Here is a 14,134-nt window from a genome sequence, read left to right as displayed (position 1 = left end):
CTCGAACTACTTGCGTTCAACCTCGCGCATCTCGAAGGTCTCGATGATGTCGCCGATCTCGATGTCGTTGAAGGAGCCGAGGTTGATACCCGCCTCGTAGCCTTCCTTGACGGAGGTGACGTCGTCCTTGAAGCGACGCAGCGAGGAGATCTCCAGGTCGTTGACCGTGGCCACGCCGTTGCGCAGGATGCGGCACTTCGTTCCGCGCTTGACCTCGCCGTCCTGCACCAGCACGCCGGCGATGTTGCCGAACTTGGAGGAGCGGAAAATCTCGCGAATCTCGGAGTGCGAGGTGGTGACCTCTTCGTATTCCGGCTTGAGCATGCCCTTGAGGGAGGCCTCGATGTCTTCGATGGCCTTGTAGATGATCGAGTAGTACTTGATCTCCACGCCCTCGCGCTCGGCCAGGTCGGCGACCTGACGGTTCGGACGCACGTTGAAGCCGATGATGACGGCCTTGTCGACCGTGGCGAGGTTGACGTCGTTCTGGGTGATCGCGCCGACGCCGCGGTGGATGACCTGGATGCCGACCTCGTCGGACACCTCGATCTTCATCAGGGAGTCCTCGAGCGCCTCGACGGAGCCGGAGGAATCGCCCTTGATGACGATGTTGAGCATATCGACCTCGGACTCGGCGAGCTTCTTCTTGAAGTCCTCGAGCGAGACGACCTTACGGCGCTTGGCCAGCTGGGCGGCGCGCTCGGTGGCCTGGCGCTTCTCGGCGATCTGGCGGGCGGCGCGGTCATCCGAAGCCACAAGGAACAGGTCGCCTGCGGTCGGCACGGAGGTCAGACCGAGCACCTGCACCGGGCTGGACGGCACGGCCTCGCTCATCGGGTTGCCGTTCTCATCGAGCATGGCGCGAACGCGGCCGTACGAGGTGCCGGCCACGATGGCGTCGCCCACGTGGAGCGTACCGGACTGCACGAGCACGGTGGCCACGGCGCCGCGGCCCTTGTCGAGTCGGGCTTCCACGGTGGCGCCGCGGGCGTCCATATCCGGATTGGCCCGCAGGTCGAGTTCGGCGTCCGCGGTGAGCAGCACCGCTTCGAGCAGCTTGTCGACGTTCAGTCCCTGCTTGGCGGAGATGTCGACGAACATGGTGTCGCCGCCGTACTCCTCCGGCACCAGGCCGAATTCGGTGAGCTGGCCGCGCACCTTGTCGGGGTTCGCACCGGACACGTCGATCTTGTTGACGGCCACGACGATCGGCACATGGGCCGCCTGCGCGTGGTTGATGGCCTCCACGGTCTGGGGCATCACGCCGTCGTCGGCGGCGACCACGAGGATCGCGACGTCGGTGAGTTCGGCGCCGCGGGCACGCATGGCGGTGAACGCCTCGTGGCCCGGGGTGTCGAGGAAGGTGATCTTGCGCGGCTCGCCCTCCAGCTCCACCGTCACCTGGTAGGCGCCGATGCGCTGGGTGATGCCGCCGGCCTCGCGTGCGATGACGTTGGTGCGGCGGATGGTGTCGAGCAGTCGGGTCTTACCGTGGTCGACGTGGCCCATGACGGTGACGACCGGCGGACGCGGCTGAAGATCCTCGTCGGCCTGCAGTTCTTCCTCGTCGAGGTTGATGTCGAACTGCTGGAGCAGCTCCTTGTCTTCCTCCTCGGCGGAGACGAGCTTGATGTTCCAGCCGATCTCGTCGCCCAGAATCTGGAAGGTCGCCTCGTCAAGGGACTGCGTGGCCGTGGCCATCTCGCCCAGGTGGAAGAGCACGGTCACCAGCGCGGCCTGATTGACGTTGATCTTCTCCGCCAGATCGGCCAGCGTGGCACCCTGGCGCAGACGCACGGTCTGACCGCCGCCGTTGGGGATGCGGACGCCGCCGATGGTCGGTGCTTTCAGCTCCTCGAACTCCTGACGCTTCGCCAGACGGTTCTTACGCGCCTTCGAGGACTTGCCGCCCTGACGGCCGAATGCGCCCGCGGCACCGCCGCGACCGCGGCCGCCGCCACGTGCGGGACCGTTGCTCGGCGCGCCGCCCTGGAAGTTGTTGCCGCCCTGAGCGCCGCCCTGACCGGGACGACCCGGACGGCCGCCACCCTGGGCACCGCCCTGCTGGCCCTGACCGGGACGGCTGTGGCCCCACTGGCCCGGACGTGCGCCCTGGGCGCCGCCCTGACCGGGACGACCGCCGCGGAATCCTCCGCGGGCACCGCCGCCCTGCTGGCCGCCCTGACCGGGACGACCCGGACGGCCGCCACGGCCGCCTTCGACATTCGGACGAGCCATCGGATGCGGGCGCGGGATGTCGCCGGGGGTCGGCGTGCGCATGCCCTGCTTGCGGCTGAACGGATTATTGCCCGGACGGGGGCCGGGGGTATGGGGACGCGCGGCGGAACCATTCGCGCCGGCAGCACCATTAGCGCCAGCTGCGCCGGCATTCGGCGTGGGCGCGGGACGCGGGGTGGCGCCCTGCGGACGTCCGCCATTGGGAGCGCCGCCGTTGCGCGGCTGCTGGCCCGGACGGGCGGCGCGCTGCTGCGTGGAATCCTGCTGCGGCTTGGCGGCAGGCTTGGCCGGAGCGGCAGGAGATGCCGGAGCCGGAGCCGCCGGCTTGACCGGAGCGGCCGGGGTCGCCGGAGCCTGCGCCGCGGGCTTGGGTGCCGCGGGGGCGGGTGCCGCCGGCTTCGCCATCGGCTTGGCTGCCGGGGCGGGAGTCTGGGACTTCGGCGCGGCCTTGGCTTCGCCGGATTCAGACTTGGCGAATGCGGCCTTCAGGCGGCGGGCCACCGGGGGCTCCACCGTCGAGGAAGCGGATTTCACGAACTCGCCCATATCCTTGAGCTTTTCGAGAACGGCCTTGCTGTCGACGTTCAAATCCTTGGCCAATTCGTATACGCGTGGTTTCGCCACTAATTACTCCTATCTGAGACCACGCGTGATTGGGCGTGGTCAGTCTGTGATGATGGCAAGCCTACCCTGTCTCATCGTGCGACCATGATCGTGTTACCTCGTCTCTTCGCGGGGCATGACGGCGCGTCGTGCGCCTGCCCGCATCGAAAGTCAAGCATACTCGTGCCGCTGGATGTCGCCTCTCGAAGCGAGCCGCGCGTCATCCAACGGCATGGTTCGGGTATTGGTTATTCCGCGCTCGGTGCCGCTTCGGTGTTCTCCGCGGCCTTGAGCGCATGGGCTTCGGCGGATTCGATGCCGATCTTCCAGCCGGTGAGCTTGGCGGCCAGACGCGCGTTCTGACCTTCCTTACCGATGGCCAGCGAAAGCTGGTCGTCGTGGATGAAGGCGATTGCGGTTTTGTTCTTCTCGCTGATCACCTGCACGCCGGTCGCCACGGCCGGGCTCAGCGCGGCGGCCACGAACTTGGCGGGATCCTCGGACCAGTCGACGATGTCGATCTTCTCCGGTCCCAGATTCTCCATCACCGCACGCACACGAGCGCCGCCGGGGCCGATCAGCGCGCCCTTGGGGTTCACGCCTTCGGTATTGGCCTTCACCGCGAGCTTCGTGCGCGCGCCGGCCTCACGGGCGATGGCCATAATCGACACCGCGCCCGACACCAGTTCCGGCACTTCGCGCTCGAACAGCTTGCGCACCAGTTCGGGATGGGAGCGGGAGACGACGATCTCCGGTCCCTTCAGGCCGCGGGCCACGTTCACCACGTACACGCGCAGACGCTCGCCGTGGCGGTAACGCTCACCCGGCACCTGCTCGCGACGCGGCAGAATGGCCTCCACATCGCCAATGGCCACGTGCACATTCGTCGGATCGGAGACATCCTGCTGGATGACGCCGGTGATGAGCTTGCCCTTCTGGCCGGAGAACGCTCCGAACACCTTGTCGTCCTCGGCCTTGCGGAACAGCTGGCTGATGACCTGACGCGCGGTGGCGGCGGCGAGGCGGCCGAAATCGCGCGGGGTATCGTCGTATTCCTCGCTGAACGTGGGCGCGGGGTGCGGATCGTCTTCGGTGGGCTCCTGGCGGATCTCGTCCACGGCCCATACGGTGAAGCTGCCCGAACGCTCGTCCAGCTCGACGCGGGCGTGCTTGGCGGCGTGCGGGGTTTTCAGATAGGCAAGCCGCAAAGCCTCAGCCAGTGCGGCATCCAGCGTCTCGGGTTCGATTCCCTGCTCGGCGGCGAGCTTGTGCATTCCAGTCAGATCCAGATCCATCGTCCGACCTCCTATGAAGTTATTTCCGAGCGCTTGGCCCATGCGGTCACAGTCGACTACTAGTGTAGTTTCGTATGCAGACACGTCACCGGTTCCCGCATGCCCATCCCCTTTACGCGCCTTGGGCCACGCGTGCCGTCGCGCTGCTGGCGGCCGTGGGATTGACGGCATCGCTCGCCGCATGCGACGCCCCACGTCTTGCGGGCCGCGCCGAAGCGGAGCAGGAGATGAGCGCGTGCGAAAGCGCCTATGTGAACGCGCAATCGCACGCCTCGATGGTGGATGGTGACGGCGGAGAGCCTCTGCTGGCGCGTTATATCGCCTCGCTTTCTCTCCCCTCCGACTGGCTTGACGTGGCCGCGCAATGCTCGGAACGTTTCGGCGAAGGCGCGGTGTTCAGCGCACGCGCCGAACTGTCGCAAGCGTCTCTGGCTGCGAAGCTGGGGCAGGACGATTCGCAGCAGGCGCAGCCCGCCCGTCTTGACGGCGTGGAGTCTCTGGATGTGGATTCACAAACGCTGCTCGCCATGGCGCAGGCGGAGGATCGCGCGGGATTCGCCATGGAGGTGCTTGCCGCGCGGGGCGTATCGAATGCGGATCTCACCACCAGCGACAACCATAAGACCACGGCGCAGCAGCTGGTGTCGTTGGCTGGCGTGATGCCAGGTTCCGACGACGATCCTCGGCAGAAGGTGTATGCGGTCGATACGCTGATCGGGGATTCCGGCACCGTGACGGATGCCGTCACCGGCCTGAAGGTCCCGATGGTCGCCGCGGTCGAAATGGATTGCGCGCGAGCCGAAGTCACAGCCTGGTCGGGCACGGACGCCGAAAGCGCGGCCATACTGGCGTATCTGGTGGCCCAGCACGCCTATCAGGCCTTCCAACTCGGCTACCCCACCAGCGACTTCGCCCTTTTCGAATAACGCCTCTCGCTGCGTCATTCTGGAGATGTTTCGACTCCGCTACGCTCCGCTCAGCATGACGAGGAATTATCGTCCACCGTCATCCTGAGCGGAGTGAGCGCTACCTCTCCAGCTGCGTCATCCTGAGCGGAGGCGAAGCCGTAGTCGAAGGATCTCAGAACCTACGCCGCAGAACAGCTCCAGCCAGACCAAGGACGGCCAGGACCATCACGGCCATGAAAGGCATGGCCACGTCAACGCCGCTCTTGGACAGTTCCTCCGACCGCTCGTCCGACTTCTTGTCGTTCGAACCGTCGTCGCCTGGGTTCTTGGAATCACCGTCCGAATCGTCCGGATTATCGGAATCGTCTGGATCATCGATGACAGGAGCCCACACGGTGGAACCGTCCTTGTCGGTCACGGTGCCGTTCGGATGGATGGTGCTCATCTCGGGAACCTTGACCTCCACGCCGGTCTCACCGCCGGTCAAATCGGTGGACGGCGTGAACGTTCCGCCCTTGGGCAGGGTGATCGAGCCGTCCGGATTCACCACGGCCGGCTTGTCACCGCCTGGCGTGACCACGCCCTTATCGTCGGGCAGCGTCACCGTGCCGTCCGGATTCACGACCACGCCAGACTCCGCCGACACAGGCTCAACCGAAACCGACACCACACCGGACGCCGTGCCCGTGTAGTTGCCGGAATCCGGGGTGAACGTCCACCACAACGAAATCGGAGAACCATCCGAGGAACGCAACGCATGGGAGGCATCCAACAGGGTCGCATGTTCGGCGTCCGCATACCAAGCGAGCGCGCCCGGCACCGACTCGACCGAACCATCCGGCAGCGTCACGCCCACACCCGAGTCAGGCGCGGTCAGGTCAGCGACGATCGAACCCGCCTTCAGAGTCTGGTCCTCGACCGTATAAGAGAACACGGCGGGCGTGATCGAGAAGCCCTGGCTCAGGTTCGATCCACCCTCCAACGTGTAGTTCGCGTTAGCCACGCCGGTCACCGTGGCAGCATGGGAGCCAACGTTCGCTTGCGCGCCCGAAACCGTCAGAGCGCACTCGTCATCGCCCACCAGATTCGACACGGACGCCACGGGAGCATGCGCCGCGCCGTCGTACGCGAACACGAACACGGAAGAAACCGCGGACACGTCATCACCGGGAGACGGGGACGCCCACTCCACGACCACGGGACGCGGCGCCACGGTCAACGAGATCTCCACACGCTTCGCCTCGAAATCGTCGCTCTCCTCGGAGCTCACGGTCAAGGTAGCCTCGCCCGCGCCCACAATCGACACCTTGCCGGACCCGTCGATGGTGGCCACGGCCTCATCGGAACTCGAATAAGTGATAGCCCCCGCGCCGATGGACGCGAACGGCGCGAGCGCGAATTCCTCGTCACCGTATGTCTTGGAGATGGCGGCCGTATCCAATCGGAACGCGTCGCCGCTCTTGGACACCGTCAACACAATCGACTCCTGCGCACCCGTATAGTTCACAGTCTCGGCCAACATGGCGGTGATCGTCGCCTCGCCCGCACCCACGATCAACACGTTGCCGTCCGCATCCACCGTCGCCACCGACTCATCATCCGATGCGAACGACACCACGCCATCGCTGTTCGACTCGGCAACCAGCTTGAAGCCAGCATCGCCATAGACCGCGGACTGGCCGGTATCGGGAGACAGGGTCAGCGAGCCCTTGGCCCGCACCACCGTCAGCGTGCCCGACTCGAATGACACCGTATAGTTCGACAGATCCTCAGGAGCATCCGTCTCCCACCTTGGCATGACCGTGTAGCCATCCTCCGTGACTGGCGAGCCTTTCACGTAATCACAGTCATAAGCCAACGCGGCGAGCAACACGCCGGACAACGAATCACCCTCACCGTTGACCCAACCGGACACCACCTCGACCGAGTACACGGGATCCGCCCCGTACACCACCTCGATGTCCTTGGCCTTCACGGTCAAATCACGCTGCGTGATCGCTGCCGCGGAAGAGAAGGTGGCAGCCGAATCCAACGTGTAATTGGCGGACCTGTCGCCCGTGAGCTTCAACACGACCATCACGGGCCTGTTCTCGCCCGCTGAAGCGTTCTCGAATGACGCGGACTCGACTTCCAAGAACACCTTGCCCTTATCAGAGGCCAACACGTTATCGAGCGTGGCCGACTCGACCGATGCCGAAGCGACATCGGTGCCGTCGTACTCCTTGCCGGACACACTCACGCCCTGATACGTCAACGGCCTCTGATCGATGGTGAACGACTTCCCGGTCTTCGTCACAGCCGCCCACTGCACACAAACATCATCTTTGCAGGAGACCACAGTGCCGGTCGACGCCTTCACCTCATACGAACCCGCATCGGTCGGCAGGTCGTTCTTCCACGCGTCCTCGCCAGTGGCATCGGCCAGACGATATTGGAACGACACCGCCACTCCAGCAGTCCCGGAAGCACCCGACACAGAGGCCACATCAGAAGACACCTGCGAACCATCGTACGTCTTCGACGACATATCGGAATTGAACTTCAACTCCGGATCACGACCCACCGCCAACGGATACGCCGAACGCAACGCCTCATCAGCATCATCGTTCGCATACACCAGATAACCGCGATCAGGCTCCCGGTCATACACCAGCTGATCCTTTACAGCATTCTTCGTCTCATCCGCGAAGAAACCACCCGTGATGGACACATCAGCCTCGACGCTGGACTGACTCGCGGCACCGTCGCCTATGAAAGCAACGCTAGCGTCCCTCACCGCAGCCGTGATTCGACCACCCGAAATTCCAACCTTAATCAAACCGTTGGCATCGCTGCCGCCGCCAATACCGGCACCACCACCGGTATTTTTCTCACTCTCAATACAGCCGCCCGTCGCGGTGACCACACCATCGGAAATCACGACATCGACCTGAGCGGAAGCCTTCCCTCCGCCGCCAATACCGGCAGCAGAGATGCCGCCATTCGCAATGACCTCACCACCGGAAATCTCAACATCGACCGAACCCTTAGCTCTGTTACCACCGCCAATACCGGCACCATACCTGTCGCCATTCGCAGTGACCTCACCACCGGAAATCTCAACATCGACCGAACCAGCCTGGAATCCGCTACCAACACCAGCAGCGTTGGTGCCGCCATTCGCAATGACCATACCACCCGAAACCTCAACACTGACCGCAGCAGCATAAGTTCCGCTGCCAACACCAGCAGCCCCTGCACCACCATTAGCAGTGACCTCACCCCTATTAATCACAACAGCGACCAAATCTTCAGCTTCGTCGCCGCCGCCAACACCAGCAGCATACTTGCCGCCGTTCGCAGTGATTTCACCACCTGAAATCTCAACGTCGACCGAACCCTTAGCTTCGTTGCCGCCACCAACACCAGCAGCCCCGTCGTCGCCGTTCGCGTCGACCTTACCACCGGAAATCTTGACATGTGTCGAACTCGAGGCTGTGTCTCCGCCGCCAACACCAGCAGCATTGGAGCCGCCCGTCGCAACGACCGTACCATCCGCAATCTCGACGCTGACCGGAGCGGAAGCAGTGCCACCACCGCCGCCGCCAATACCGGCAGCATACTTGCCACCGTTCGCAGTGACCGTACCTTTTTCAATCACAACAGCGACCGAACCCTGGGCAGAGTGTCCGCCGCCAATACCGGCACCGTCCCAGCCGCCCGTCGCGGTGATGACCGCATCACCCGAAATCTCGACACTGACCGGAGCGGAATAGCCTCCAATACCAGTAACAACACTGTTTCCGCCGCCAATACCAGCGCCCCCATTTTTGCCCGTCGCGACGACCGTACCTCCCGAAATCTTGACACTGATCGGAGCGTAAGCCTTGTATCCACCGCCAATACCGGCAGCACCGCTGGTGGCGCTAGCGCCACCTGTCGCGACGACCGTGCCACCTGAAATCTCAACACTGACCGCAGCGTAAGCCTCGTATCCACCACCAATACCGGCACCAAACCAACCACCCGTCGCGCTGAGGAAACCGTCATCTTCTCCGGAGATGGACAATAATTGCCCGTCGCTCTGCAAACCGGCGCTACGATTCCCGCTCTTGAGCACGTTCACGTTCTTAAGCGTGAGATCCAATGAGCCCGAAGACACCAGCACAGCCGCCGAATGATTGTTGTCGTTTTGGTCGATCGCCACGCCGTCGAAGGTCACATGGGCGGTGTTGTCTTCGCCCGCGTCCACAACGATGCGGTCCGCCGTGGTGCCCTTGTCCACTGACTTGGAGGTGCCTTTGTCATCCGTGTAGTCGATCTTCGCCTTCGCCTGAGGCGACATACTCACCGCCAGCTCCGCTTCCGACGTGATGGTCAGCACGTTGTCCTTATACGTGTAGTCGGAATCATGTTGGCCGCCCGACACATAGAAATCACCGGCCTTACCCACCACTTGATAGGGATACTCGCTGACGGTCTGTTCATCCGTATTCGCCGCGACCGCATACGACTCGGCCACATCGACGCCATACACTTGCTGGTTGCTCACGGCATCCGCCGTCTTATCCCCGAAGAGACCGCCCGTGATGGAAACCACAGCCGGATCACCCAGTCTATCGGTACCGTCGCCTATGTCGGCACCGCCATCATGACCATCGGCAGCAATCCAACCACCCGAAATCGTAACACTGGTATCGCTCGTGCTCTGAGCGCTGGCACCACCGCCAATACCGGCACCGCCATCCCGGGCATCGGCGGTAATCCGACCACCCGAAATCGTGATGCGAACCTCACTCCTAGCAGTGTATCCACCGCCAATACCAGCGGCTTGCTCACCGCCCGACGCGGAAACCACACCACCCGAAATCTCGACGCTGGCCGATCCGGTGTCATGCCCTCCGCCGCCAATACCAGCGGCCCACTCGCTGCCCGACGCGGAAACCACACCACCCGAAATCTTGACACTGGTCTCCCCATGGCCCCCACCTCCACCACCAATACCAGCACCCCAGCCGTTGCCCACCGCAATGACCGCACCACCGGAAATCGTGATATCCGAACCCGAACCATAGTATCCACCACCAATACCAGCAGACCCGCGGCCACCCGACGCGACGACCGTACCACCAGAAACCGTGATATTCGGACCCGAACCATAGTATCCACCACCAATGCCGGCACCACCGCGGCCACCCGTCGCGCTGAGGAAACCCTCACCAGAGACGGACAACGGATACTCGTCGTTCTGCAAACCAGCACGATACTCACCGCTCTTAAGCACGTTCACGCCCTCAAGCGTGAGGTCCAACGAACCCGAAGACACCAGCACGGCAGCCGACCAGGAAGATTCGCTTTGGTCGATCGCCACGCCGTCGAAGGTCACGTTCGCGGCCTTGCCCGACGCGTCCACGACGATACGGTCCACTGTGGTGCCCTTGACGGTTTGGGGATTACCTTCAGCATCCTCGTATGAGATGTCGGCCTGCGCTTGAGGCGACATGCTCACCGTCAACGCCTTATCCGACAAAATGGTCAACGTGCCGCTCTCGTACTTGTAGTCAGAATCACGCCGACCACCCGACACATAGAAATCACCGGCCTTGCCCACCACCCGCACGGGATGCTGGTCGGCCGATTCGCCGTCGTTCGCCTTGACCACATACCCCGCAATCGGCGTCACGCCATATACCTGATTCGTATCGGCATTACCGTCTGCAAACTCGCCGCCGCTGATGGAAATAATGGCGGAGTCCCCATCGGACACATCACTACCAACACCGATGGCCCGTTCCTCTCCCCGAGCGGTGATTCGACCTCCGGTGATCCGAACCTCCACGTCGGAACATAGCTTCGCGCCGCCGATGCCCGCGGCATTGACGCCGCCCACCGCGGTGACCACGCCCCCGGCAATCTCTATATTCGAGACGCGGAACCATCCATATCCGGTGCCGATACCGGCAGCGTCCCCACCACCTATCGCGGTGACCACACCACCCTGGATGGTGATATTCGAACAATCGGCCCATTCGGCAGCGCCGATACCGGCACCATGAAAACCACCTATCGCGACAAGCGCGCCCTCTCCGGAAATAGTCAGAGGCTGCGTGTTGTTTTCCAGACCGGCACGGTTTCGCCCGCTTTTCAGTACGCTTGACCCCTCAAGTATGAGATTCATCGAACCCGAAGACACCTGCACGGCGGGCGGATTCCCATCGCCGCTTCGGTCGATTACCACGCCGTCGAAGGTCACATGGGCGGTGTTGCCGCTGCCTGGATTCACGACGATATTGTCCGTCGTGGTGCCGTTGGAGACTGACTGGGGATCGCCATTGGCATCCGTGTATTCGATTGTCTCCGTCGCCGCGTCGGACATGCTCACCGTCACGGGCTTCTCTGTAGTGATGGTCAGTGTGGTGCCTGCGTGCCGGTAATCAGTGTTCTTGACCAGACCACTTACGTCAGTGGTGGACAACGTGAACGCGCCCACCGTCACACTCGGCTCCTGCGCCTGGGCCTGAGCCGGGAACATACCCAGACCGAACGCCGCGGCGACCGCGGCAAGCAACATCAATACCGCGAACAACGCGATCTTCTCAGCGGACTTTCGCAACTCTTCCAGCATCATCAAACCTCTGCTCTTTCTTGCACGCACAACGACGTACGGCATAATTGACTCAACCTAACAAGCCCCCCCCCGAGCAAGGACCGACGGCGTGTTGAGAGAAAGAATATGTATAAAATCAGGCAAACACTCCCCTCTTTCCATCACCCCCTTTCTCTGGTTGGCAGAGGCGAGGTGCGAGGTCTGGCAGCTCGGAGGCTGCAGCTAAGTCGTTGCAAAACCCTTGGTGGCGGATGAGGCGAGATTCCGCAATAAAACACACTTAAGTATTGAAAATACTGGCTTTTCTACCATATGAACAAACATGCTCACCGCTCATTTTGCCGTTCTAAAAACGTTTTATTGCGGTATCACACGGTTCTCAATTGATTCAATTGCTAGTTCAGCGGGCGCACTGGCGGTGTGGTCCCGTGTCGATTTTCAGGTTACGGGGCACGGCACCTGTGAGAGATGCCGCGCCCTTTTAGTGAACGCTACACGAGCAGCCTCAGCAGCTGGTAGAGCTGCCACAGTCCACGCACATTGAAACGCGTCCCGTCAACCGTGGCGAACGCCTCGCCATCGCCCACATGGACGATCACACTGCGCCCGTTCACGGTCAGGCTTCCGTGCATCGTGATATGATTCATCTCGTAACCTTTGTGATTGAGGGCGTAAGCCGACAATCACGCGAAGGCCCGGTATTGGTAGTGCCGGGCCTTTTGCTTATCGGCTCACGCCGGTAAACGGCCCGTCATATCAACGGGGATGCCGCATGTGACGGCATCGCGCACCAGCATAGCAACGCCAAGACCGACGCGCGACCTGTACGGCGGAGGATGATTCCGGGCATGGATTATGCTCACAGGCCAAAAGTTGGGTTATAGGCCAAAATCCTTCGGGCGGTCACGCCATTCACTCGGGCGGTTCCAATACTCCTCGGGCGGTTGACGTTTATGCGTATTCCTTGCTGCCTATTCGCAACAAGAGACAAAACCGTTGAAATTCCGCCATTCTTGATTTCCCTGAATGATCTGGCAACAAGGAATTCCCAATCCGGTAACCGCCCGGGCGGTATTGGAACCGCCCAAGAGATGATGGAACCGCCCGAGGGTATTGGAACCGCCCGAGAACCAAATCAACCGCCCAAGAAATGATTGCGACCGCCCGTTAGATATGGAACTTAGACACCCGATACCTTGACGCCGCCGAATAGCAGGAACCACCAGACACAATTTGGTCTATAACCCTCTAGCCTCGTCGATGCCACACCCCTATGGCTAAATCGGTGCAAAAACGAAAAAGGGCTTTGGGCAAAGCCCAAAACCCTTGGTGGCGGATGAGGCGAGATTCGAACTCGCGGAGGGGTTCGCCCTCACACGCTTTCGAGGCGTGCTCCTTAGACCGCTCGGACACTCATCCATATATTGCGCAAAGCAACTTGTCCATTATGCCACATTTTTCCCGGCTCGCAACCGGCGTGCCGTAAATCCGTTCGTTAAACGGCATCCATCGATCCGGTGTTCGCCAGGCTGGGCACCAACCGAACAGTTTTTGCAAGCGTCAGCCCGCGAATCTCACAGCTCCTGTTCGTGGACGGAGGCGTTCACCCACTGGGTCTGGCGCACGTCGTTGCCGGAGAATATGCCGATGTCGAGCATGCAGTCGCGGTAATCGCGCCCGTGGGCGATGGTGATGTAGTTGTCGTCGACCATACGGTTGTGCGTGGGGTCGAGCCCGATCCAACGCCGGTCGTGGTAGACCTCGACCCATGCGTGGGTGGCCCCCTCGCCGCCGAGCAGTCCGGCGATATAGCGCGCGCCCAATCCCAGATGGCGGCAGACGGCGAGCATGACGTGGGCGTAGTCCTGGCAGACGCCTTTGCGCTGCGCGAACGCCTCCTCTGCCGTGGTGCGGATGGTGGTGGCACCAGGCGTGTAGACGAAGGCGCGGTACACCTCATCCATCACCTCGCGGGCACGCTCAATCGGCGTCGCGTCGGGAGGCAGCGCCTCCACGCGCCCACGGCACACCTCGATCAGTTCCGTAACGGCGGGGCCGGGAATGGTCAGCGCGGAATCGAAACGGTACAGCGGCTTGTCGATCTCCGGCTTGATATGGGCGTTGTCCACAAAGGCGATGCCCGTCACCCGGTAGTTGAACACCGTGTGCTCCTGCGGAATATACCCCGTGTTGACCACCGAACCGAACGAATCGACGGTGGTCTCCAACTCCACATCGGGTTCCATCGCGATTCGCACGTCCACGATCTGCTGGCGTGGACCCGTCGCGGGAACGCAACGCAATTGGAAACGGTGGTCGGTGACCGCGGAGCTGAAGCTGAGCCTCATCTCGTAGTCAAACACCAGTTTCTTCATGGAATATCGAACTCCTCAAAGGATGCGCGAAACGTCCCGTCCACATTACCAGCTTCGCCGGCGCGCCGGTCGGAACCGTCTTACCTACCGTCCAGCCCTGACGAACCGAACCCGGCCGAGTCCAGCCCT

The 14,134-nt window shown here is 62.3% G+C and carries 6 protein-coding genes and 1 tRNA gene; 1 reads left to right on the top strand and 6 read right to left on the bottom strand.

Features of this window, described 5'->3' with window-relative positions:
• Positions 1 to 6: 6 nt before the first annotated feature.
• Both infB and nusA read right to left on the bottom strand, forming a co-directional pair.
• Positions 7 to 2,862, bottom strand: coding sequence for a translation initiation factor IF-2 (gene infB, locus AC1AV0_RS08935; RefSeq protein WP_476573174.1), 2,856 nt, complete (start codon positions 2,860 to 2,862; stop codon positions 7 to 9).
• Between the two features lie 227 nt (positions 2,863 to 3,089).
• Positions 3,090 to 4,136, bottom strand: coding sequence for a transcription termination factor NusA (gene nusA, locus AC1AV0_RS08930; RefSeq protein ID WP_476573172.1), 1,047 nt, complete (start codon positions 4,134 to 4,136; stop codon positions 3,090 to 3,092).
• Between the two features lie 227 nt (positions 4,137 to 4,363).
• Between nusA and AC1AV0_RS08925 the strand changes: the two genes are divergently transcribed.
• Positions 4,364 to 5,062: a hypothetical protein gene (locus AC1AV0_RS08925; protein WP_476573324.1), complete on the top strand. Its 699-nt coding sequence runs from the start codon at positions 4,364 to 4,366 to the stop codon at positions 5,060 to 5,062.
• 154 nt (positions 5,063 to 5,216) lie between these two features.
• On the opposite strand, the gene AC1AV0_RS08920 is transcribed toward AC1AV0_RS08925, so the two are convergent.
• The 4 genes from AC1AV0_RS08920 to AC1AV0_RS08905 form a co-directional block, all read right to left on the bottom strand.
• Positions 5,217 to 11,651 carry a YDG domain-containing protein gene (locus AC1AV0_RS08920; protein WP_476573170.1) on the bottom strand — a complete coding sequence of 2,145 codons (6,435 nt, stop codon included), beginning with the start codon at positions 11,649 to 11,651 and terminating at the stop codon, positions 5,217 to 5,219.
• A gap of 470 nt (positions 11,652 to 12,121) precedes the next feature.
• Positions 12,122 to 12,277, bottom strand: coding sequence for a hypothetical protein (locus AC1AV0_RS08915; protein WP_169171460.1), 156 nt, complete (start codon positions 12,275 to 12,277; stop codon positions 12,122 to 12,124).
• Between the two features lie 683 nt (positions 12,278 to 12,960).
• Positions 12,961 to 13,049 (bottom strand) — tRNA-Ser (locus AC1AV0_RS08910).
• A 155-nt stretch (positions 13,050 to 13,204) separates the two neighbouring features.
• Positions 13,205 to 14,005: a transglutaminase-like domain-containing protein gene (locus AC1AV0_RS08905; RefSeq protein ID WP_476573168.1), complete on the bottom strand. Its 801-nt coding sequence runs from the start codon at positions 14,003 to 14,005 to the stop codon at positions 13,205 to 13,207.
• Between the last annotated feature and the right edge of the window lie 129 nt (positions 14,006 to 14,134).

The organism is Bifidobacterium sp. LH_558 (assembly GCF_056356295.1).
Note: the sequence above shows the minus strand (reverse complement) of the source record. Positions and strands in the feature narration are given on the sequence as shown.